The sequence below is a fragment of the Rhizobium sp. Leaf262 genome (assembly GCF_001422245.1).
In the GTDB taxonomy this organism is placed as follows: Bacteria; Pseudomonadota; Alphaproteobacteria; order Rhizobiales; family Rhizobiaceae; genus Agrobacterium.
In genome coordinates this window covers 219,259-241,308 of sequence record NZ_LMMM01000001.1, presented here as the reverse complement: position 1 = coordinate 241,308, position 22,050 = coordinate 219,259, and the positions used below count along the sequence as shown (strand labels likewise).

Below are 22,050 nucleotides of genomic sequence, written 5' to 3'. Positions count from 1 at the left end.
CACATGTCTTTCATGGACAGCCAGATTGCGGCGAAGAACCGCGCATTGACCGCTTTCAGCGGTATCAGAGACCAGATCAAGGATCTGCACACCGAAAATATCGCGGCCCTTGCCGTGCGTGCGGCCAAGCTCGAAGACGTCATCGCGCTCTGGTATGGCGAGGGTGACATGGTCACGCCGTCCTTCATCCGCGAAGCCGCGAAAAAGGCGCTGGATGACGGCGAAACCTTCTATGTGCCGGATATGCGCGGCACCAACAGGCTGAAGGCCGCACTCAGCGAATATCAGTCGAAACTGCATGGACGTCCCATCGATCTGGCCTGCACCACGGTCGCGCCTGGTGGCATGCAGGCGCTTTACATCGCGCTGGCCCTGATTGCCGAGGTCGGCACGAATGTGGTCTATGTCGCGCCGCAATGGCCCAATATTCACAACGCCATCCATCTGCTGGGTGCCGAGCCCCGCCCTGTCTCGCTGAACTATGACAATGGCTGGCATCTGGATCTGGATAAGCTCTTCGCCTCCTGCGATGCGCGCACCCGCGCCATCTTCCTCTCCACGCCCGCCAACCCAACCGGCTGGACGGCAACAGCAGAAGAAATGGCAGCGCTCTTGGAATTCAGCCGCCGCACCGGCATCTGGATCATCTCGGACGAAGTCTATGGACGGCTTTATTTCAAGGGCAATGTCGCGCCCTCCATGCTACCCATCTGCGATGAAGAAGATCGCGTCATCACCATCAACAGCTTTTCCAAGGCCTGGGCGATGACGGGCTGGCGCGTCGGCTGGCTGACGCATCCGAAAAGCGTTGCCGATCAGGTTGCGGCCATGACGCAATATATCAACAGCGGCACATCGCCGATCATTCAGGCAGGCGCGGTTGCTGCCATCGAACAGGGTGAGCCATTGGTGGCCGATATTCGCGACCGTGTGAAGACGGGTCTCGATATCGTCTATGACGGCCTGTCGCAGATCAACTCCATCATTCTGCCTGAAAAGCCACAGGGCGGCATGTATGCCTTCTTCAGCCTCGATGGCGTGCCGGATGCCCGCGAAGCCTGCACGATGATCCTCGAAAAAGCACGCGTCGGGCTCGCTCCCGGCCATCTCTTCGGCGACGCCTCGAACGGTTTCATCCGTCTCTGCGTGTTCCGGGACCAGGCACGGCTCAAGAAAGCCGTGGACCGCATGGTAAACGCTTTGCGCTGAAAATCTTGGCGGCCCGCCCACCTCAAGCGTGGTTGGGCCGCTTGGTATTTCAAGCCTAAACTATTTCGCGAAATTGAGCGTCTTTCGATTGACAACGCCGATTTGCAAATTTACTTTAACCTTCAAATAAATTGCTTCCTCGACATTCAAGTCGAAAACCGCGGAGGGTTACATGCGTATCGTCTGTATCGGTGGAGGTCCTGCGGGGCTGTATTTTGCACTGTTGATGAAGAAGCTGCACCCCGAGCATCAGGTGACTGTGGTCGAGCGCAACCGTCCCTATGACACCTTCGGCTGGGGCGTCGTGTTTTCCGATCAGACCATGGCGTCGATGCAGGTCTGGGACAAGGAGAGTGCCGACGAGATCCAGCAGGCGTTCAACCACTGGGACGACATCGAGGTGCTGTTCAAGGGCACGCGCCAGCGCACCACCGGCCATGGCTTTGTCGGCATTGGGCGCAAGAAGCTGCTCAACATCTTGCAGGCGCGCTGCGAAGCGCTGGGCGTGGAGCTGGTGTTCGAAACAGAGGTCGAGAGCGATCTGCAATATCCAGACGCCGATCTTCTGATCGTGTCGGACGGTTTGAACTCGAAGATTCGCAACAAATATACCGAGATTTTCGAGCCTGATCTGGTGGTGCGGCCCAACCGTTATATCTGGCTTGGCACCAACAAGCTGTTCGACGCCTTCACCTTCGACTTCCGCAAGACCGACCATGGCTGGTTCCAGGCGCATATCTACAAGTTCGATGAGAACACCTCGACCTTCATCATCGAGACGACGGAGGAGGCCTATCAGGCGCATGGGCTGGGCCAGATGGACCAGCAGCAATCGATCGACTTCTGTCAGGATCTGTTTGCCGAGACGCTCGAGGGTTCGGAACTGATGACCAATGCGCGCCACATGCGGGGCAGCGCCTGGCTCAACTTTACCCGGCTGATCTGCGGCAAGTGGAGCCATTTTAACGGCAATTCGCATGTCGTGCTGATGGGCGATGCCGCTCACACCGCCCATTTTGCCATCGGCTCCGGCACCAAGCTGGCGATTGACGATGCCATCGAGCTCGCCAACCAGTTCAACAAGGCTGGCCACGGCAAGGACACCATTCCAGACGTTCTCAAAACCTATGAGGACATCCGCCGGGTCGATGTGGCCCGCATTCAGAATGCAGCACGCAACGCCATGGAATGGTTCGAAGTGGTGGGGCAGCGTTATGCCGATACGCTGCCGCCCGAACAGTTCATGTATTCGATGCTGACCCGCTCGCAGCGCATCAGCCACGAGAACCTGCGTCTGCGCGACAAGGAATGGCTGGAGGGCTATGAGCACTGGTTTGCCCAGCAATCCGGCCTGCAGGTCAAGGACAATGAGCGCTGCCTACCACCGATGTTTACGCCCTACACGCTGCGCGGCACCACGCTTGCCAACCGCATCGTCGTGTCGCCGATGGCGATGTATTCGGCGACCGATGGTTTGCTCGATGATTTCCACATGGTGCATCTGGGCGCGCGCGCCATGGGTGGCGCGGGTCTGGTCTTTGCCGAGATGACCTGCGTATCGCCAGACGCCCGCATCACCCCCGGCTGCCTCGGGCTTTGGAACGACGAGCAGATTGCGGGCTGGAAACGGTTCGTGGATTTTGCCCATGCCAACAGTGCCGCCAAGGTCGGCATTCAGCTGGGCCATGCCGGACGCAAGGGCGCGACGAAACTGGCTTGGGAGGGCATCGACCAGCCGCTGGAAACAGGTGCGTGGCCTCTGTTCTCGGCATCCGCCCTTCCCTATCTGAAACACAGCGTTGTGCCCAAGGCGATGGACCGGGCCGATATGGACCGCGTCAAGGCCGACTTCGTTGCCGCCACCAGGCGTGCGGCTGAGACCGGGGCCGACTGGCTGGAACTGCACTGCGCCCATGGCTATCTGCTGTCGAGCTTCCTGTCGCCACTCACCAATCGTCGTGACGACGAATACGGTGGCAGCCATGAGAACATGGCGCGCTATCCGCTGGAAGTCTTTGCAGCGGTGCGTGCTGCCTGGCCTGAAAACAAGCCGATATCAGTTCGCCTGTCCTGCCATGACTGGGCAGAGGGCGGCAATACGCCCGATGATGCGGCGATCTATGCCCAGATGTTCAAGGATGCGGGAGCCGATCTGATCGACTGCTCCTCGGGTCAGGTGTCGAAGGAAGAAAAGCCCGTCTATGGCCGCCTGTTCCAGACGCCCTTCTCCGACAAGATCCGCAACGAAATCGGCATTCCGACCATAGCCGTTGGCGCGATCTCGGAAGCAGATCATGCCAATTCGATCATCTCGGCCGGTCGTGCGGATCTGTGCGCCGTTGCCCGTCCGCATCTTGCCGATCCGTCCTGGGCTCTGCATGAAGCCGCAAAAATTGGCCTGAAATCCATAACTTGGCCGAAGCAATATATGTCGGCGAAAGGCCAGTACGAAGCCAATCTCGAGCGCGCAGCGGCGGCAAAGTGAGGCTGACATGGTAACGCAGACCCTTGAAGGCCACCACGCGCTGGTGACTGGAGCCGGAAGCGGCATCGGTGCGGCCATTGCCATGACGCTGGCGAAAGCCGGAGCCAAGGTGACGCTCGCCGGTCGCCGCCGCCAGCCGCTGGAGGATGTGGCCGCCGCAATCGGCAGCAACTGCCTCGTTCTCGATGGCTTCGATGTCACCCAGCCGGACGCCATTGCCAAAGGTTTGGAGACAGCACGGAAAACGTTCGGGGCTATCTCAATTCTGGTGAATAATGCCGGGGAGGCACCAAGTGCGTCCTTCGAGAAGACCACGCTCGACATGTGGAGCCATGTGCTGTCGGTCGATCTGACCGGCGTCTTCAACGTCACGCAGGCGACCCTTGCCGATCTGAAAGCCCATGGTGCCGGCGCCCGTATCGTCAACATAGCGTCCACGGCGGGTTTGACCGGCTATGCCTATGTCTCTGCCTATTGCGCCGCCAAGCATGGCGTCATCGGCATGACGCGGGCCTTGGCGCTGGAGCTGGCCAAAAAGGGCGTGACGGTCAATGCCGTCTGCCCCGGCTTTACCGATACGCCGATCATCCAGCGTGCGCTGGAGACGATAATGGAAAGGACCGGTCGCAGCCGTGATGAGGCGCTTGCCGAGTTCACCAAATCCAACCCTCAAGCCCGCCTGATCCAGCCGCAGGAGGTGGCCGATACCGTCTTGTGGCTGGCCTCATCAGGCGCAGGCTCGATCACGGGCCAAGCCATCGCCATTGCCGGTGGCGAAATCATGGTTGGCTGAGCGAGTTAAAAAGCGAGAAGACACATGCCCTATACCCATTCCAAGCCGATGCGTTTTGGCGATTGCGACCTGACCGGGATCGCCTACCATCCGGCCTATCTGTCGATGCTGGTCGACGTGAACGAGGCGATGTTCGCCTCCTTTGGCGTCACCTGGAAAGAGATCATGTTCGAGCGCAAGCTGGGCTTGCCGACCGTGACCATGAACCTCGAGTTCAAGAAGCCAGCCGTCTACGGCGATGTCCTGGATTTCGCCGTGCATGTTCGATCCATCGGTCGCGCCTCTCTCGATCTGGAAACCATCGTGACCGTTAACGGCGACATCATCTGGACGGTGCGCCAGCGCATCGTGATGACATCCCTGACCGACCATAAATCCCATCCCTGGCCCGACGATATCCGCGCAGGCCTGACACGTTATCTGGAGCCAAGACATGATGCATGAAATCATCCAGCCGGACGGATGGGCAAAGCCCATCGGCTATTCCAACGGCATCAGCGCCCGTGGGCGCATCGTTCAGGTCGGCGGCCAGATCGGCTGGGATGAACATTGCCAGTTCCATTCCGACGATTTTGTCGATCAGGTGCGCCAGACGCTTCTGAACATCGTCAGTGTTCTGGAAGCCGCCAACGCGAAGCCAGAGCACCTCATTCAGATGACATGGTATTTTACCGACCGCGAGGCCTACAAATCCCGTATGCGGGAAATCGGCGCCATCTACCGCGAGATCATCGGTCGCCACTTCCCGCCCATGGCCGCCGTGCAGGTCGTGGCGCTGATGGAAGACCGCGCCAAGATCGAGATCCAGTCGCTGGCCGTCGTGCCGGACTGATCACCATTCAAAGAGGAGGAGAATTCGATGACCAGCAACGTCAGGCCCGTGATTACCCGCAAGGGTGAGGAAGACACAGGAACCGGCCAGTCCGGCGGCTGCGTGCGCATCTCCGGCGTCAGCCCGCAGCACACGCCCGCCACCAAGATCTGGTTCGGCAAGGTCTCCAACGACCCCGGCTATCGCTCCTATCCCCACCACCATGGTGAGGCCGAGACCGGCGGCTATGTACTGAAAGGCAAGGCGCGAATCTATTTTGGCGAGAACTGGCAGGAGTTCCTCGACATGGAGGAAGGCGACTTCATCTTCGTGCCACCCAACTGGCCGCATATCGAAGTCAACATGTCCACCACGGAAGAGCTGGTCTGGCTGACGACCCGCACGCCCGACAACATCGTCGTCAATCTGCCCGACGTCGATGACAGCGTTCTCGTTGGCTTCAGGAGAGCAGAATGAAACTGTTGAGACTTGGGGCCATCGGCGCCGAAAAGCCCGCACTTCTGGCAGACGATGGCACATTGCGCGATCTCTCCGGCATCGTGACTGACATTGCAGGCGAAACGCTGGGTGATGAGGCTCTCTCCCGCATTCGCGCCGTCGACCCGGCAAGCCTGCCGGTCGTTTCCGCTGACCGCATCGGCGCCTGCGTCGGCCATGTCGGCAAGTTCATCTGCGTTGGCCTGAACTATGCCGATCACGCCAAGGAAACCGGCAAGGAGCCCCCGCCAGAGCCGATCCTGTTCATGAAGGCAACGACCGCCGTCGTCGGCCCGAATGACGATGTCGAGATACCCCGTACCTCCGCCAAGACAGACTGGGAGGTCGAGCTTGGCGTGGTCATCGGCAAGCGCGCCAAATATGTCAGCGAAGCCGATGCGCTGTCTTATGTCGCCGGTTACTGCGTGGTCAATGACGTGTCCGAGCGTGCCTTCCAGTCGGAGCGTGGCGGACAGTGGACCAAGGGCAAGAGCCACGACACCTTCGGACCTATCGGCCCATGGCTGGTCACCCGTGACGAGGTTGCCGATCCGCAGAACCTAGCGTTGTGGCTCGATGTCGACGGTCAGCGCCGCCAGACCGGCAACACCTCCACCATGATCTTCGGTGTTGCCCATCTCGTCCACTATATCAGCCAATTCATGACGTTGATGCCGGGTGATGTCATTGCCACCGGCACACCACCCGGTGTCGGCATGGGCATCAAGCCGACTCCAGTGTTCCTTCAGCCAGGTCAGGTCATGACACTCGGTATCGAAGGCCTTGGCGAGCAGCGCCAGACAACCATAGCAGCGAGGGCTTGAGCATGGCCGATCTCAAAGGCCGTCTGGCCATCATCACGGGCGGCGCACGTGGACAGGGCGAAGCCGAAGCGCGGCTGTTTGCCTCCAAGGGCGCCGCCGTCATCATCGCCGATGTGCTGGCCGAAGAAGGCCGCGCTTTGGCGCAGGCCCTGCAGGATGAGGGATTTGAAGCCCGCTTCATCCATCTCGACGTCACCGACCCGGCAAGCTGGGCAGGTGTGGTTGCTCTCGCCGTCGAATGGAAAGGCCGCATCGATATTCTCGTCAACAATGCCGGCATCATCAACCGCTCGACAGTTGCCACAACAGGTCTGGAAGCCTGGGAACGGGTGCTGAAGGTCAATCTGACCGGTGCCTTTCTCGGCATACAGGCCGTCACCGACCGCATGGCGCAAAGCGGCGGTGGCTCCATCATCAACATCTCCTCCAATAGCGGCTTCTCCGGCCACTATGACCCGGCCTATACCGCCAGCAAATGGGGCCTGCGCGGCCTCACCCGCAGCGCGGCCATGGAACTTGTCTCGAAGAACATCCGCGTGAACGCCGTCTGCCCCGGCCTCGTCGTGACCGGTCTCAACGCCAGCAGCCCGCATCTCAAACCCATGATCGAGATGACGCCGATGAAGCGCAGCGGAAAGCCGGAGGAAATTGCCGAACTCGTTCTCTTCCTCGCATCCGACGCATCCAGCTTCATCACCGGCGAGGACTTCGTCATCGATGGCGGCTTTACCGCAGGTGCTGCATATAGACACGTCGCAACGCAGACGAATATTTTTGAAGATTGATCAGAATCGGCGAGCAGCGCCCCCTGCCCGCCGGTTTTTAAATATCGTGTCTGCGAATATTCTTTAGAATTTTGTGAAGCGTCCCCAGAAAGACGCGATATTCATCGTCATCTATGTCTTTGAACATGCGGCGCAAATCGTCATACATGATCGGCCAGACGTCTTCGAACATCGCCCGGCCCTCATCAGTAATCGTCACATCCCGAACCCGCATATCATCCGGCCGCGGCGTGCGGCGAATAAGGCCCTGTTCCTCCAGAGCATCGACAGTGCGGCTCATTGTCGACTGCTCGGTGACGGCGAAAATGGACAATTCGTTGATGGTCAGCGACGTGGAAACATTGAGAACGGCCAGCGCCCGCATCTTCACCGTGGTGATATCGCGGGCCTTCAAATCCTCGGACAGATTGGCGTTCCACCGCGCCATGATGCGGTTCATGATGTAGGGCGCGAAATTGTTCAGCCCGATCTCACCCAGGCTTGGAATGCGGCTCTCCTGCTTACCGGGGTTTTCGAGAACCGCGCCGGAAAATCCGTTTTCCATTCTTGTTGTCCTTACGTCATTTCAGGAGGCAGCCTTCGCGTAGGCGTCTCTCGTCTTCATAGAAGGGCAGGCTTCCATGCAGACGTGCTGCGCCAATGGCCTTGACGCTCTCGACAAGGCCATTGGCTTTGTATCGTCTCAGACGATCAGGGCAAGAGCGCGGACCGGTGAGCCCGTGCCTTTTACAAGTTTCAGCGGTGCGGCGATCAGAATGGCACCTTTTGGCGGCAGCTGATCGAGGTGGCACAGGCTTGCCAGACCGTATTTGTTGGCCTTGTGCATCAGATTGTGGGCGGGGAACGGCGGGTTCATGCCACCGGCAGAACCGGCATCCGTGCCAATCGTTTCCTGACCCCAGCCGATAATGCCCTTCGACAGAAGATATTCGATGGCTTCCGCCGTTGGTCCCGGAGAATGCGGACCATTTTCATCGGCGTTCAGAAAGGTCTCGGTCGAGCCATTGCGCTTGTACCAGTCGGTGCGCAGCACAACCCAGGTGCCAGCCTCGATCTCGCCATGCTCGGCTTCCCATTCCTTGATGCTGTCAACGGTCAGAAGATAATCCGCGTTTTCAGCCGATTCCTTCGAGCGGTCGATCACGTTCACGGGCGCGACGAAGTTCTGTGGCGCGATGGTATCCGTGGTGTTGGATGGATTGTCCTTGCCGGTGATCCAGTGGCTCGGCGCATCGAAATGGGTGCCGGTGTGCTCGCCCAGTTCCAGCCAGTTCCATGCCCAGAACGGTCCATCCTGATCATAGGCGGAAATCGTGTGGACCTTCACATTGGGCGTGTTCTTGCCGAATTGCGGCGGAAGATAAAGAACCGGCGTGTCCGGCCCCAGTGGTGCAGTGAGGTCAACGACCTTGATCGAGCCCTTGAGCAGGCCGGTTGCAAGCGCAGAAATGGTGGCTGTATCTGTCATTCCATGTTCCCCTTTTTATCGCGCTGTCTGAACAGGCGGATGCGAATGATGGGACGGAGCCTAGGAGCAAAAAAAAGAATGCGCAAGAATTTTGTTGAAGCTTAAATTATTTTGAATTCTTGGCCGTTTGCGTGAGCGGTCCGGGTCACCGCTGATCCTGGATGCAACACTTGGCCTCGCATTTCGGCGGTTCCTCGCCCTCGCATGTCACGCTGAAGGTGCCGGGTTTTCGCTGGCAAAAAGCGAATTTGGCTGTTATTCCACACGTTCCTTGAATGTTCAAACATGTTGGCAAGACGGCAGTGGATGACGTTTAAGGTATGATGGCGTGCGAGGGGCAGGGTTATGTCGGCAATCGATCTCGAAATTATCATGAGTGAGACGCAGGAAGGCAAGAAGCAAGAGCTTCGTCTATGGCTGCGCATGCTGTCCACCACCAAGCTGATATCCCAGGAAATTCGCCGCCGCCTGCGCCGCGAATTCGGCGCAACGCTGCCGCAGTTCGACCTTCTGTCGCAATTGTATCGTGAACCGCAAGGCTTGCGCCTCGGCGAATTGTCGAAGCGCACCATGGTCACGAACGGCAATATCACAGGTTTGGTCGAGCGTCTGGAAATCGACGGACTGGTCCTGCGCGAAAGACCAGCGGATGACCGCCGCGTCATCGTCGCGTGCCTGACCGAAAAAGGTCGCACCACTTTCGAAGCGATGGCGCAAGCTCATGGAAGCTGGCTGGAAGACATGATGGGCGATGTCGACCCAATCGTTATCTCTGGACTGCTGACCCATGTCGGTCAGGTCAAACAGTCGGCACGCAATCACCTGTCCGGAGACGAGAAAGAGGAACTTTAACGCTTCAATCCATACTCATCTTGGCCAGATGTTTCAGCGGCACGGGGCGGATCGGCGCCTGCGCGGTGAACTGCCCGACGGTTTCGATCGGCATGTTGCACCGATCTGCCAGCTTCATTGCAACCGACATTTGGCAATATCGCCCCTGACATGGCCCCATACCAGTGCGGCATCCCAGCTTGACCGCATTGACCGAGGTGGCGAAGGGTGATTGCTGCAGAAATGCATCGACATCTTTGGACGTCACCTCTTCGCAGCGGCACAGCACCGCCGCATCATCCATCAGCGCTGCCAGATGCGCCAGGTTGGGCGCGAAGCTTTTTGCCATCGTGGCTGCGAACCTGTCCGTTTGGGAAACGGCGGCCTTCACGTCCCTTATGTCCTTCGAACCCTTATCGCTGCCTTTTGTCGCGGCGCTGATCGTCAGCCCCGCCAAACGCCCCTGAAGAAACGCACGTCTGGCACCGCCGATACCCGCTGGCTCTCCCGCCACATAGATATCGGCACGGGATGTCTGCATGTCGCCATCGTGGCGCACCAACCAGCCTCCGCGATCCAGCGCCCAGTACACGGCACATCCGGCCTGTCGCGCAAGCTCGGTGCTGGCAAGCAGGCCATAGCCAACCGCAACGCCATCAACGCCTTCGACAACCCGCTCGGTGTCTTCTATCAGCTTTCCGCTTCCATCCACGCCTCGCAGAACCACCCGTTCGACACCCTCACCGTCTCCTTCTGCGCGCAGGATCGTCGTTGAGAAACTGAGGGGAACTTTGTGGCGGCGCAGAGCCATCAGGCTTCGCATCAAGTCAGCGACGATCCGTCCTTGTCCTGACATCACAGGAATGGCGCTCAACATTTCCTTCAGGCCCGGAAACGGACGGGAGATCGCCACTTCCGCAATGTCCGCACCGGCTTTCAAAAGCTGTTCCGCAAGCACGAAAATCAGCGGATGCGAACCTGCCAGTACATAGCGTTTGGCGGATAGAATATGCTGGCTCTTGAGTAAGGTCTGAACCCCCCCAGCCGCCATGACGCCGGGACGTGTCCAGCCCGGAAAGGCGACCGGCATGTCGTAGGCCCCCGTGGCGATCAGCAAAGACTTGCTGCGTATGATCGACCCACCCTCTTGCGACGAGACGCCAAGCTCGACCCCTCTCCCCCCGTCCCGTGGCTCGAACACGCCCCAGACCGTCGTTCCCAACTGAAACCTTATCCGTGCATCGGCCCGTGCCTGCTGAAGAAGCTGCGTTCCGAACGGGTAGCTGCGAAAGGCGCTGCTGGGAGCGGCCTGAAAATTGCGCGGCGGCTGGCGGAATATCTGGCCGCCGATCTCCGGCTGCTCATCGATGACCACAACGCGCAGGCCCTGCTCGCTACCGGTCAACGCTGCTGCCAGACCCGCCGGGCCTGCGCCGACGATTGCCAGATCGACAGGTCGGGAATCAGACATTTTCCAGCTCCACAACCATGTCGGCCCTGACAGGGATGAGGCAACTGCGCTGTCCACTCTGACCATCGACAGTGACCAGACATTCATAGCACACACCCATATTGCAGTAAGGCGCACGCAGCTTGCCGCTTTGCGTTCGGCGAAAGCCGCCATGCCCGCTTGCCAGCAGGGCCGCCGCGAGGCTTTCTCCCGGATGGGCAGGCGTACGCTGACCATTGACGGTAATCGAGACCGCATGCGGGCGATGCAAATCCTTGCTTTCGGCAAGACGTCGTGAGTCAGACAAGGGTGAGGCTCCCGAAACGGCCGGGACTGAACCGGCGAACATCCAGAATGGCTGGCTTGCCGCAGATGGCGTCAGCCAACAGCCGCGCATAGGTGAGACCCAGCGTGAAGGCAGAGCCGCCCGTGGCGATGAAAAGTCCAGGCGCCTTGGGTATTTCGCCCAGAAGCGGCAACTGGTCGGCAATCAGCGAGGTCATGCCGGTCCAGACGCGCATCACTTGCAATGTTTCCAGCTTCGGCACGACCGAGGCGGCTGCGGCCGTATTGCCTGCCAGCGATGTCAGTTGCAGCGCGGGCCGCGCGTCCAGATCGATGATGCCATTGACATGGCGCAGTTGCGCAGGCCAGCCACCGCCGATCAAAACCTGCCCTTCAGGCGTCTGCTTTAACGATAGCCTTCGCCCGGCATGCTGAACCAGATGCGGGATGAGGGGCTTGGTGCGCATGGTCACCGTCATAGTCAGCCCCACCGGGCTGACGGGCATCTGCATGCCTGCCATGGCAGCAACGCGCCCGGACCATCCACCGGCGGTGATTGCGACGGCTTTGGCCTCAACGAACCGACCGTCCTGCAACTTTGCGCGCCATCCCACCCCGTGCCGCGAAAGCTCCAGCACTTCACAGTCGGTTTCGATCTGCGCACCCGCTTTCAGGGCTGCCCTTGCAAAGGCAAGCGTCGTCTGTTTGGGATCGGCCTTGCCTTCTCCCTTGCAGTGGGCGGCGGCAATCACCGCGGGGCCGAGATAAGGCGCAATCCCATCCAGCGCAGCCCGATCCAGCAATTCGACGTCGAGACCTGAAGCACGCTCCAAAGCTGCTTTCTGTTCCAACACGGCCACCTGCTCCGGCGTCTCGGCAACCATCAGTCCGCCAGTCCGCTTGACGCCGATTGGCGTGCCGAGGTCTGCTTCGACATTGCCCCAGCGGGCCATAGCGTCGAGGTGCAACGGCATGGCTTCTGCAGCCTTGCGCGCTGCATCCGCCCCATTTTCGATCATTCTGTATTCCAGCTGGAAATGCAGGCTGCCGGCATTCTGGCTGGAGGCGACGCCGTTGATCTGCCCCTTCTCCACCAGCAGAACAGAAAGGCCTTCGCTGGCGAGATTGAATGCGGTGGCAGAGCCCAACAGACCCCCGCCGATGATCAGACAATCAAGCATCACGGCACCGGCGGCGTGACAGACATGATGATCTCCACGTCCTTATCGCCCCCATTTACATACCGATGCGCGATATTGGCATCGAAGGACAGGCATTCGCCCGCCTGAATGATCTGTTGCTGTCCGCCGATCTCAGCCGTCAGTGCGCCGCGTATCACATAGACGCATTCCATGGATGGGTGACGAATGGGCAGTTCGGTTGAAAACTGACCTGGCTGGAACACTGCGCGCAACACTTCCATCTGGCCATTGCCGCGGGAAACCCGCTCATAACTCACGCCTCCGCGCGGCCCGATAATCGTCGTGCGCTCGCCCGGACGACTGATCCAGATCGCATCATCCGCCTTGGTGGCGAACAGGGCAGAAACGGATTCTCCAAAAACTGCACTCAATTTCCGAAGGGTGGTGAGGCTCGGTTCCGTCACGCCACGCTCGACCTGGCTGAGCAACGTCGCAGATAATCCTGTCTCCTGCGCCAGCGACCGCAGTGACATATTCTTTGCCAGCCGAAGTTCATTCAATCGTTTTCCCAGCACGCCCCTCACCTTTCGAAATTAGTGTGCACTTGCACTGTACAAATTCAAGATAAATCGTCGCTCGTGACATCCAAGCCGAGATGAAACATGAAACTTTTCAGAGAAACAGAACCTCAAATCATGTAAATTTCAACTGCACAAATGCCTGAAATTTGCTTTGCGCGCAGCTATTTAGCGGCTCAGTCCTGAAGGGATTTACCCCGCAGGTAAGTCAGATTGCGTTGCGTAAAACGCAACGCAATCTGACAATAAGCGTCATTGAACGAACGGTGAGCTTGCCGTTTTCTGGACATAGAACAAGAGCCGGGCACCGCAGCGTCAAAAGCGACAGTTTGGCCAATATGTCACATGACAGGGGAACGACGGTGTCTGAAGCCACGCTTTGTGGCTGCGAAGCTGTGCGCCTGCGCATCCGCCAGATCGAACTTGTCATGTCTTACTTCAAAACAGACGAACGCCTTGGCGAGCGTCGCGCACGTGCATTCCATTGACGCAGCACAGAACCATAAAAAGGAACAGCTATGGAAACCAAATCGATCAATCCCTGGAACTGGCAGGAAGGCTTCGGCTTTGCCCACGCAACCGAAGTCAGCGGCATGTCGCGGGTGCTGACGCTGTCGGGCCAATGTGCGACGGGTCCTGATGGAGCGCCGCAGCATGCAGGCGATATGAAGGGCCAGTTGAAAGTCGTTCTCGAAAATCTGGGCAAGGTCCTGGCCGACGCGGGCATGACTTACACCAATGTCGCCGGCATTCGGGTCTACACGACGGACATCGATGCGACGCTTGCCAACTGGGGTGAAGTCGTCGGACCGTTCAACGCCCTCGGCCATAAACCAGCCAGCACACTCGTTCAGGTCTCGCGGCTGTTTTCGCCCGATCTTCTTGTCGAAATCGAAGCAACCGCTTACGCGTGAAGGAGATAACCCATGCTACGTGGCATCCACCATCCATCCATCACGACAGGTGATCTCGATCGGGCGCTGTCTTTTTACAAGGACAAGCTCGGCTTTACGGAAGTCTTTTCCTTCGGCTGGGAGGCCGGAACAGATATGGCCGCTTTCGCCGGTCAGATCACCACCATTCCCGATTCCACCGCACGCGCCGCCGTCTTGAAGGCGGGAAATGCATTTCTGGAAATCTTCGAATACACCCTTCCAGAATCGGAGCGGCTGGATGATCGCGGCTTATCCCAACGCGGCTATTCCCACATCTGCTTCGACAGCGACGACGTCATTGCTGACCACGCCCGCCTTTCGGCTGCCGGTGTGGCCTTCAACTCCGAACCGATCGACGTTGGCCCGATGCGGGTGTGCTATTGCCGCGACCCGGACGGCAATTTCGTCGAACTCCAGCAGATCACCGATCCGTCGAGCGATCTGATTTTGACGTCCGTGACGGGTTGACCTGATAGCGACGACACAAGCAATTCTCAAAAATAATAAAGGGAACGAATTCATGTCACGCAATATTATGACCGCCCTGATTTTGGCCGGAAGTCTGATGGCTGGTTCCGCAAACGCCGCCGACCTGCGCATTGCGCTTGCCGACGATCCCGATGCGCTGGACCCGGTATCCAACGCCGCCTCCACGGGCATTTCGGTTTTGTCGACTATGTGCGAACGCCTCCTCTACACGGATGCGAAACTCAATATTCTGCCCGGTCTTGCCGAGCGCTGGGAATGGTCGCCCGACGCGCTGGCGCTGACGCTCCATCTGGCCAAGGATGTAAAGTTTCAGGACGGAACGCCGTTCGATTCCACTGCCGTGAAGATCAATCTCGACCGTGCCCACAAACCCGGCACACAACGCTATTCCGATCTTACCAGCATTTCCTCCATCGAAACGCCCGATCCGCAGACCGTGATCATTCGCGTCGCACAGCCTGCCGCACAGCTTCTGGGCACGCTTGCCGAACGCAATGGCATGTATTTCTCACCCAAAGCACTGGAACGCGAAGGTGCCAATGTCGGCCGTGCGCCTGTCTGTGTCGGCCCTTACAAGTTCGTCAGCCGCGTTGCGCAGGATCGGATCACGCTTGAGAAAGATCCGAACTATCGCTTCGCCAAGGACTATGCCTTCGATCGCGTGATTTTCCGTATCATTCCTGCCGATAGCGTCCGTTTGGCCAATCTCCAGTCCGGCGATGTCGATATGATCGAAAAACTGGATCCTGCGCTGGCAGATACCGTCAAGAGCGATTCGAGCCTGGCAATGATCCAGAACTTTGCCGCCAATTCCCAGGCGCTCATGTTCAACCTCCAGCGCAAAGGTCCGATGCAGGATGTCCGTGTGCGACATGCATTCGAACTTGCTCTCGACAAGCAGGCCATCGTCGATGCCGTGTTTTCCGGCTACTACAAGGCGGCCAACCAGTTCGCCAGCCCGGATTCCCCGTTCTATAATACGGATTTCCCCATTCCCGCTCGCGATGTGGCGGCGGCCAAGAAACTTCTCGATGAGGCAGGCGTCAAGCAGCCCGTTCCTTTCACCATCCTCGTTCCGAACAGGCCGCTTTCAGTGCGCGTTGGTGAACTTATCCAGGCCATGACTGTCGAAGCCGGTTTTGACACGAAACTGAACGTCGTCGACTTCGCGACCACGCTGAAACTGACCGCTGACGGCGATTTCGAATCCTGGGGTCCCATCGGCCAGCAATCGGCCAACGATCTCGACACATTGGCGGTACCGGTGCTGTCGAGCAAGGGTGGACGAAATGTCGGCAAATACAACAACCCGGAAATGGACCGCATTCTGGATGCCACCCGCGCGGCTGTCGATCCGCAGGAGCGTATTGCCCTGTTCAAACAGGCGCAGGCCATCGTCGCCAAGGATTTGCCGGTCATCTACCTCTATCACCAGGCACCGATCTTCGCGCTGAAGGCCAGCTTGAAGGGTGTGACCCTGACAGGTGACGGCTTCCCGATCCTGCGCGGAGCCAAGATCGAGGGATAATCGACACCGGACGAATAAGGAGCGGCCATCAAGGCCGCTCTATCCGGCCCTCGCACCGCTGATGCCATGGCGGCACGGCAGCAGAACGACAAGTTGCTCGCTGCACCAATAAATCCGGCTCAGCGACCAAACCATCGACAGACAGGAAAATGATAATGGTTACAGTCACATCGAAGATACCGTCGGGCAGTGGGGAGATCGTCTCTGCAACCGATCACCGCGATATACGCCTGCGTCTGAAGAAAGACCCCGGCGACGTCTTTCTTGGCTGGTACCATTTTCGTGTCAGCGGTGCGAAGGCCAAAGACTGCCGCTTCAGTTTCGAAAATGCCAACGACACGCTGAGTTGGCGTCTGGCCAACCGGGAAGACTACGAGAATATGTGGCAAAACACCGGTCCGGTCGCCAGCTACGACGGCTCGACCTGGTTTCGATTGCGTGGCGAATACGACGGCGAGATCTACAGCTTCGAGCACAGGCCTGAACACGATATATGCTATTACGCCTTTTGGGCACCCTACGACCCCGGCCGCGAAATGACCTTCCTGTCCGAAGCGCAGACGTCCGATCTCGTCACACTGACGACGATAGGTGAAAGCGTGCAAGGACGTCCCATCGATATGCTAACCATCGGCACACCGGGACCGGGCAAGCCATCCTGCTGGATCATTTCGCGCCAGCACTCCTGCGAGACACAGGGTGGGTATTTTGTCGAAGGCCTTGTCGACCGACTGCTTGACGAGACCGATCCCACAGCGCGCGCGCTTCTGTCATCCGCCGTCTTCTACGTCGTGCACAATTGCAACCCGGATGGTTCGGCCTTGGGCCTGACACGCAGCAACGCCGTAGGCGCCAATCTCAACCGGGAATGGACTGCTCCGTCGCTGGAGAAATCGCCTGAGATTTTCCACCTACGTAACAAGATGGAGGAGATCGGCGTCGATTTTTGCCTCGATTGCCATGCCGACAAGGAATTGCGCTGCAACTTCATCTGGCCATCGGAAAACGTACCCACATGGGCGCCAGAGCGCCGCGATATTTTCACGCAATTCGAAAATGCCTGGGCGGCAGCTTCGCCGGAGTATGAGCTGGGCCATCCTTACCCCGGTGGTTGCCCCACAGAGCCGGACCTGGGCATGGGTTGGAACTGGATCGGCAATCGCTTCCCCCATGCGCTCTCCGTTTTGCTTGAGCAGCCGTACAAGGACGTGACCCAGTTTCCCATGCCGGAAACCGGCTGGTCGCCGGAACGCGCCTATGGCTTTGGTCGCTCCTTCCCGGAAGCGTTGCGGGCCGTTGTCGGAAACCTCAAGGCAAGCTCCTGAACATAGACGGCACGCCCGTGCCTCGAGGGCGTGTCTTTCCACATCAGTACAGATGCGTCGTCTCTTACACGAGACACAGCCGACGCATGACCATATCCGGAGAATGACATGACCCAGAATAAGAGATCGCGCGTGAACTGGCGTGGCTACCTACCAGCCATCACGACACCTTTCAAAGACGACCTTTCTCTTGATGAAGCCAGGCTCGGCCTTCTCCTGGAATGGCTGCATGGTGAGGGCATGCACGGTCTCGTTCTGGCTGGAACAACCGGCGAGTGGACCAGCATGTCCAAGATGGAGCGGGCACGTCTCTTTGAGAAGACGGGCGAACAGATGCGCGGCAAACTGCCGCTGATCGCAGGCTGCTCCAGCTTCACCGCACAGGAAAGCATCGAATTTTCAGCCGTTGCCAAAAGTGCCGGTTTCGATGGAATATTGCTCACACCGCCGCCATACGTCCGTCCCAACGCCGATGAAATCGTCGATTTCTACACCACTGTCGGTGCTGCAACCGAACTGCCCATCTGCGTCTATAACTGGCCGCCCGGCACGGGTATCGATATGCCCTTGTCGCTGCTGGAGCGTCTAGCCGACATTGATGCCGTGGTGGCGATCAAGCAGTCGACACCCGATTTCTCACGCTTTGCCGAAACCTTTTTTGCCCTCAAGGACAAGGTCCGTGTTTTCGGTTTTCCCATGAACGAACTCGGTCTCACCATGCTATCCGTGCATGATGGCGATGGCACGATGGGCGCGGGCGGTGTTCTGGGCCGTGCGCAGACCGGTTTCTACGACAATCTCTGGGCGGGTGATCTCGAAGCAGCGCGTGCCTGCGGCCTGAAGGACCGGGTGTTGATGAGGGAATGGTACACACCAGACCTGATCGGCCGCTTCGGCTCCGGCCCTGCCATCCTCAAAGCCGCACTCAACGCACGCGGGCTGCCGGGTGGAAGGGTCAGGCCTCCTCTGCGTGACGTCACCGATCTCCACCGTGAACAGATCGCGACAACGCTAAAAGAGTTGGGCATGATCTGACGACGTTGCGTTAGGCTGTCTCGTTGACCGTCAACGCACGGTTTACAGCGGCGGGTAAAAGCGGCACGAACACAAGGACGCGATCATGCAGCACGCCTCGCCTTCCGGCTCTTTCAAGACGCGTGCTTACTGCACGCTGTGCAAATCCAGATGCGGCGCAATCTACACCGTCGAAAACGGGCGGATGGTGGCTGTCGAACCCGACCGCGATCATCCGACCGGCGGCTCCTTGTGTGCCAAAGGCCGCGCAGCACCGGAAATTGCCCATCACCCAGATCGTCTGACCGTCCCTCTAAAGCGCACCAATCCGAAAGGAAGCGCCGATCCAGGCTGGAAGGAGATTGGTTACGACGAAGCGCTGGATGAAATTGCAGCCCGGATGGCACATATCCGAGATCACTACGGTGCCGAAGCGGTGGCGATGGCATCCACGACCCCAAGCGGAACCGCAATTTCTGACAGCATCGACTGGATTTTGCGTCTGGCATGGCAATTCGGCACGCCGAATTTTGTGGCATCAGTGGAGGTCTGCAACTTCCAGAAAGACTACACGCAGGCATTCACATTCGGCCAGCCTTTGGGCGTGTCGGACTTTGCCAATGCCGATGTCATCATTCTGTGGGGTCACAACCCGGCACGAACCTGGCTGGCGGAAGCACAACGTATCGCGGAGGCAAGACAGCGCGGCGCTCGTCTTGTCGTCATCGATCCCAAGCGCTCCGGCAGTGGAGAACAATCCGATCTTTGGCTGCGTATCCGACCCGGTGCAGACGCCGCACTGGCCATGGGGGCGATCCGTTTTCTGATCGAGCAAAAGCGTTTCGCAGAAGATTTCGTTCGCGACTGGACTGACGCCGCTTTTCTGGTTGATCGCCAGACGGGCGGTAAGCTTTCCGGATCAGATTTCGGCGCGGATGGTGGATACGTTACCGTAAAAGCGGATGGCTCGACAGAGGTCGTCAATCCTGCGCTCCATTACGGTCTGAGCCCAGACACCGATCTGCTTTTCGATGGAAGCATCATGGATCGGCAGGGGCGGGAATACCGCTGCGCCACAGCGCTTGCTCTGCTGCGCGAGGCAAGTGCGGCGTGGGACCTTGCAACGGTCGCTGCAACAACGGGCATCCCCGAGACACAACTGGTCGAGTTTTTCGACCTCATGGCCTCATCGCCACGCATTTCCTATTATCACTGGACAGGAGTTGCGCAGGCGCTGGACGCAACGCAGACCACCCGCGCCATATCCAGCCTGTTTGCTCTGCGTGACGATGTTGACAGGGCCGGTGGCAATCGCTGGTTTGCCGGGCCTGCGACCGGAAAGATCGCCGACTTCCAAAGTCTGCCTGCCGCACAGTTGGAAAAGGCACTTGGCCGTGCGGAATTGCCACTCGGCCCGCCGTGCCACGGGTTTGTAACGGCACGGGATTTATGCGCGTCCATCGAGGGCAACGCCGACAACCGCGTTCGCGCGCTCATCGGTTTCGGAGCCAACATGCCGTTGACTCATCCCGACGCACCGCGCACCCAACGAGCTCTGGAGCAACTGGAATTCCAGGTTCATTGCGACCTCTTCATGACCCCAATGGCACAGACGGCCGATATTCTTCTGCCCGTTACGGCACCATGGGAGCATGACGCCTTGCGCATCGGGTTCGAAATTTCACAGAAGGCGGCAGCACATATTCAGTTCAGACCCGCCCTTTTGCCACCGCCTGGCAAGGCGATACCGGACTATGCCATCGCGCGTGGCCTTGGCGCGCGTCTGGGGTTACCAGGCGATGTCTGGCACGGACCTTTCGTCAGGGCTCTCGACATAGTTTTAGAACCCGCGGGCTTGAGCGTGGAGCGGTTGCGGGCATCGCCTGAAGGGATCACGCTGGAGCAACCAGACACTGAGCGCGCCTATGCAAAACCGGATGCGAACGGACGGCCGACAGGTTTCCGCACAGCGTCACGGCGTATCGAAATTCATTCGGCACAGTTGCATGATCATGGATATCCAGCCATCGCCTCTGCCACTCCCCCGCCGCCTCTGGACCCTGACTTTCCCATCATCCTGACGACGGCAAAATCGGGTTATTACACGCATTCATCGCTGCGCAACATCACGTCGCTGAGGCGGCGTTCTGCCGATCCGGCCATCGAAATTTCGTCTGCACTCGCATCGCGCGAAGGCTTGGTCGAGAATGATTGGGCACGTGTCACGACGCCACATGGAAGCGTTCGTCTGCGGGCACACATCAACAACGACCTCGCCGACGATGTCGCCATTGCAGAATTTGGCTGGTGGCAGGGCAATGACGCGCTGGGGCGGGGGGAGCTGCCGTCTTTTGGTAGAAACAGCAGCAACATCAATGCGATCATTCGCGACACCACCCGTGATCCCGTCAGCGGCGCGCCGCCGTTGCGCCACATGTCTTGCTCAGTCCGTCGAGATACCGCCGCCTCGGCTGGCAACTGGTCGGGTGAGCGCGCCTTTATCGTTGCAGAACGCGAAACGCTCGCAGGAACTGTCCTTCGGCTTGTCCTGAAGCCGACCGACGGCGCGATGCTGCCCGCTTTTCTACCGGGACAACACATCGGGATCAGATTGCCGGGTGCGCAGGAGCGGCGTTTTTACTCCCTGATTTCGAAGGGATCGCAATCCGATCAGTTCGAGATTGCGGTAAGGCGCAGTCCGAGTGCCAATCCGCTCGTTTCCTTCTCCATGTCGCACCATTTCCATGATCATCTGGAACTGGGCGCCAGCTTGATGGTGACGCCGCCATCAGGCAGTTTCGTCATCTCGCCCAAGATCGACAGACCAATTGTCTGCATCGCAGGCGGCATTGGCGTGACACCGTTTCTCTCCGCATCAAGAGCCGCCGCAGAGCGCGGCAATTCGGCACTCGTGACCCTCCATTACGTAGCCGGAACACTCGAGACCGCCGTTTTCGAAAACGAGCTCACAAGCCTGGCCGAAAAAACCGAACGGCTATCCTTCAACCTCTGGCTTCGGCGCGGCGATGCTCCCGAAAAGGCGCATATTCGAATGGGTGGTGATGTCTGCCAGATCGTCGCGACGATCGACGACACACTGCTCGCCAGCCGCCCATTGGTCTATCTTTGCGGCCCAGCGGCCCTGATGGACGGTATCCGACGTGCACTCGTTGCACGGGGGCTCCCCACCGCCGATATCATTGCCGAAGCCTTCAAAAGTGAAATCGCATTGCCCAAGGAGATCGCACCGGCGCGCATTACCCTTGCCCGAAGCGGCTCAAGCTTCGAGTGGACCAAGGATTCCGGGTCGCTATTGGCGTCAGCATTGGCCGCTGGCATTTCACTTCCAAGCGGCTGTCAGGTCGGGCAATGCGAAAGCTGCGTGGTCAAGGTGATTGCGGGACAGTTTCTCTGTCCTGTCGCAACCGAACTCGAACCCGATCGCTGTCTGACCTGCCAGTCCATTCCGCTCAGCGACATGACAATCGATTTTTAAAAGCGGGACCCAAACGTTTGGTTGGGGCCAAAAGCGAAAGGCGGTTGCGTCGTTCGGGACAGAGCGACGCGTCAGTAACTCAACATTTCAAAGCATTGCCCGCT

General features: G+C 58.9%; 22 protein-coding genes. 16 read left to right on the top strand and 6 right to left on the bottom strand.

Translation table 11 applies throughout. The features are described from left to right. Nucleotides 1-3: 3 nt before the first annotated feature. From ASF29_RS01135 to ASF29_RS01100, 8 genes are all read left to right on the top strand, one after another. Nucleotides 4-1,209, top strand: coding sequence for a pyridoxal phosphate-dependent aminotransferase (locus ASF29_RS01135; protein ID WP_062447709.1), 1,206 nt, complete (start codon nucleotides 4-6; stop codon nucleotides 1,207-1,209). A gap of 172 nt (nucleotides 1,210-1,381) precedes the next feature. Continuing rightward, the gene (locus ASF29_RS01130; protein ID WP_062447707.1) at nucleotides 1,382-3,694 is read left to right on the top strand and encodes a bifunctional salicylyl-CoA 5-hydroxylase/oxidoreductase; all 2,313 of its coding nucleotides are present in this window, start codon (nucleotides 1,382-1,384) and stop codon (nucleotides 3,692-3,694) included. Nucleotides 3,695-3,701: 7 nt separating this feature from the next. Further along, complete coding sequence (locus ASF29_RS01125) at nucleotides 3,702-4,487, top strand: SDR family NAD(P)-dependent oxidoreductase (protein WP_062447705.1); 786 nt, start codon at nucleotides 3,702-3,704, stop codon at nucleotides 4,485-4,487. 24 nt (nucleotides 4,488-4,511) lie between these two features. Beyond that, a complete protein-coding gene (locus tag ASF29_RS01120) occupies nucleotides 4,512-4,931 on the top strand; it encodes a thioesterase family protein (protein ID WP_062447703.1) in 420 nt (139 codons plus the stop codon). After that, nucleotides 4,924-5,319 (top strand): RidA family protein, encoded by a 396-nt coding sequence (locus ASF29_RS01115; RefSeq protein WP_062448574.1) that lies wholly within the window; start codon nucleotides 4,924-4,926, stop codon nucleotides 5,317-5,319. Before ASF29_RS01120 ends, ASF29_RS01115 begins: the two co-directional genes overlap by 8 nt. A 27-nt stretch (nucleotides 5,320-5,346) precedes the next feature. After that, nucleotides 5,347-5,775, top strand: a complete 429-nt coding sequence (locus ASF29_RS01110; protein ID WP_062447700.1) for a cupin domain-containing protein — start codon at nucleotides 5,347-5,349, stop codon at nucleotides 5,773-5,775. Further along, entirely contained in the window at nucleotides 5,772-6,620 is an 849-nt protein-coding gene (locus ASF29_RS01105) for a fumarylacetoacetate hydrolase family protein (RefSeq protein ID WP_062447698.1), read from the top strand. Before ASF29_RS01110 ends, ASF29_RS01105 begins: the two co-directional genes overlap by 4 nt. A gap of 2 nt (nucleotides 6,621-6,622) precedes the next feature. After that, nucleotides 6,623-7,405 (top strand): glucose 1-dehydrogenase, encoded by a 783-nt coding sequence (locus tag ASF29_RS01100; RefSeq protein WP_062447695.1) that lies wholly within the window; start codon nucleotides 6,623-6,625, stop codon nucleotides 7,403-7,405. 37 nt (nucleotides 7,406-7,442) lie between these two features. On the opposite strand, the gene ASF29_RS01095 is transcribed toward ASF29_RS01100, so the two are convergent. Next, nucleotides 7,443-7,949 (bottom strand): MarR family transcriptional regulator, encoded by a 507-nt coding sequence (locus tag ASF29_RS01095; RefSeq protein ID WP_062447692.1) that lies wholly within the window; start codon nucleotides 7,947-7,949, stop codon nucleotides 7,443-7,445. Nucleotides 7,950-8,087: 138 nt separating this feature from the next. Continuing rightward, nucleotides 8,088-8,873 (bottom strand): cyclase family protein, encoded by a 786-nt coding sequence (locus tag ASF29_RS01090; RefSeq protein WP_062447689.1) that lies wholly within the window; start codon nucleotides 8,871-8,873, stop codon nucleotides 8,088-8,090. 345 nt (nucleotides 8,874-9,218) lie between these two features. On the opposite strand from ASF29_RS01090, the gene ASF29_RS01085 reads away from it, so the two are divergent. Next, complete coding sequence (locus tag ASF29_RS01085) at nucleotides 9,219-9,725, top strand: MarR family transcriptional regulator (RefSeq protein WP_244473455.1); 507 nt, start codon at nucleotides 9,219-9,221, stop codon at nucleotides 9,723-9,725. A gap of 4 nt (nucleotides 9,726-9,729) precedes the next feature. Here ASF29_RS01085 and ASF29_RS01080 read toward each other — a convergent pair whose 3' ends face one another. From ASF29_RS01080 to ASF29_RS01065, 4 genes are read right to left on the bottom strand one after another with little or no spacing between them, the layout of a single operon-like run. Further along, nucleotides 9,730-11,175, bottom strand: a complete 1,446-nt coding sequence (locus tag ASF29_RS01080; RefSeq protein WP_062447687.1) for an NAD(P)/FAD-dependent oxidoreductase — start codon at nucleotides 11,173-11,175, stop codon at nucleotides 9,730-9,732. Further along, nucleotides 11,168-11,461 (bottom strand): (2Fe-2S)-binding protein, encoded by a 294-nt coding sequence (locus tag ASF29_RS01075; protein ID WP_062447685.1) that lies wholly within the window; start codon nucleotides 11,459-11,461, stop codon nucleotides 11,168-11,170. Before ASF29_RS01075 ends, ASF29_RS01080 begins: the two co-directional genes overlap by 8 nt. Beyond that, nucleotides 11,454-12,620, bottom strand: coding sequence for an FAD-binding oxidoreductase (locus ASF29_RS01070; protein WP_062447683.1), 1,167 nt, complete (start codon nucleotides 12,618-12,620; stop codon nucleotides 11,454-11,456). Before ASF29_RS01070 ends, ASF29_RS01075 begins: the two co-directional genes overlap by 8 nt. Further along, nucleotides 12,620-13,141, bottom strand: a complete 522-nt coding sequence (locus ASF29_RS01065) for an XRE family transcriptional regulator (RefSeq protein WP_200925497.1) — start codon at nucleotides 13,139-13,141, stop codon at nucleotides 12,620-12,622. The genes ASF29_RS01070 and ASF29_RS01065 overlap by 1 nt, the downstream gene beginning before the upstream one ends. Nucleotides 13,142-13,521: 380 nt before the next feature. Between ASF29_RS01065 and ASF29_RS25010 the strand changes: the two genes are divergently transcribed. The 7 genes from ASF29_RS25010 (at nucleotide 13,522) to ASF29_RS01035 (ending at nucleotide 21,946) form a co-directional block, all read left to right on the top strand. After that, a complete protein-coding gene (locus ASF29_RS25010; protein ID WP_280136413.1) occupies nucleotides 13,522-13,647 on the top strand; it encodes a hypothetical protein in 126 nt (41 codons plus the stop codon). Nucleotides 13,648-13,677: 30 nt separating this feature from the next. Further along, a complete protein-coding gene (locus ASF29_RS01060; RefSeq protein ID WP_062447677.1) occupies nucleotides 13,678-14,073 on the top strand; it encodes a RidA family protein in 396 nt (131 codons plus the stop codon). Between the two features lie 12 nt (nucleotides 14,074-14,085). Next, nucleotides 14,086-14,562 carry a VOC family protein gene (locus ASF29_RS01055; protein ID WP_062447674.1) on the top strand — a complete coding sequence of 159 codons (477 nt, stop codon included), beginning with the start codon at nucleotides 14,086-14,088 and terminating at the stop codon, nucleotides 14,560-14,562. 52 nt (nucleotides 14,563-14,614) lie between these two features. After that, nucleotides 14,615-16,111, top strand: a complete 1,497-nt coding sequence (locus tag ASF29_RS01050; protein WP_062447672.1) for an ABC transporter substrate-binding protein — start codon at nucleotides 14,615-14,617, stop codon at nucleotides 16,109-16,111. A gap of 155 nt (nucleotides 16,112-16,266) precedes the next feature. Continuing rightward, nucleotides 16,267-17,436, top strand: a complete 1,170-nt coding sequence (locus ASF29_RS01045; RefSeq protein WP_062447667.1) for a M14-type cytosolic carboxypeptidase — start codon at nucleotides 16,267-16,269, stop codon at nucleotides 17,434-17,436. 108 nt (nucleotides 17,437-17,544) lie between these two features. Beyond that, nucleotides 17,545-18,471, top strand: a complete 927-nt coding sequence (locus ASF29_RS01040; protein ID WP_062447663.1) for a dihydrodipicolinate synthase family protein — start codon at nucleotides 17,545-17,547, stop codon at nucleotides 18,469-18,471. Between the two features lie 85 nt (nucleotides 18,472-18,556). After that, nucleotides 18,557-21,946, top strand: a complete 3,390-nt coding sequence (locus ASF29_RS01035; RefSeq protein ID WP_062447661.1) for a molybdopterin-dependent oxidoreductase — start codon at nucleotides 18,557-18,559, stop codon at nucleotides 21,944-21,946. Nucleotides 21,947-22,050 lie beyond the last annotated feature (104 nt).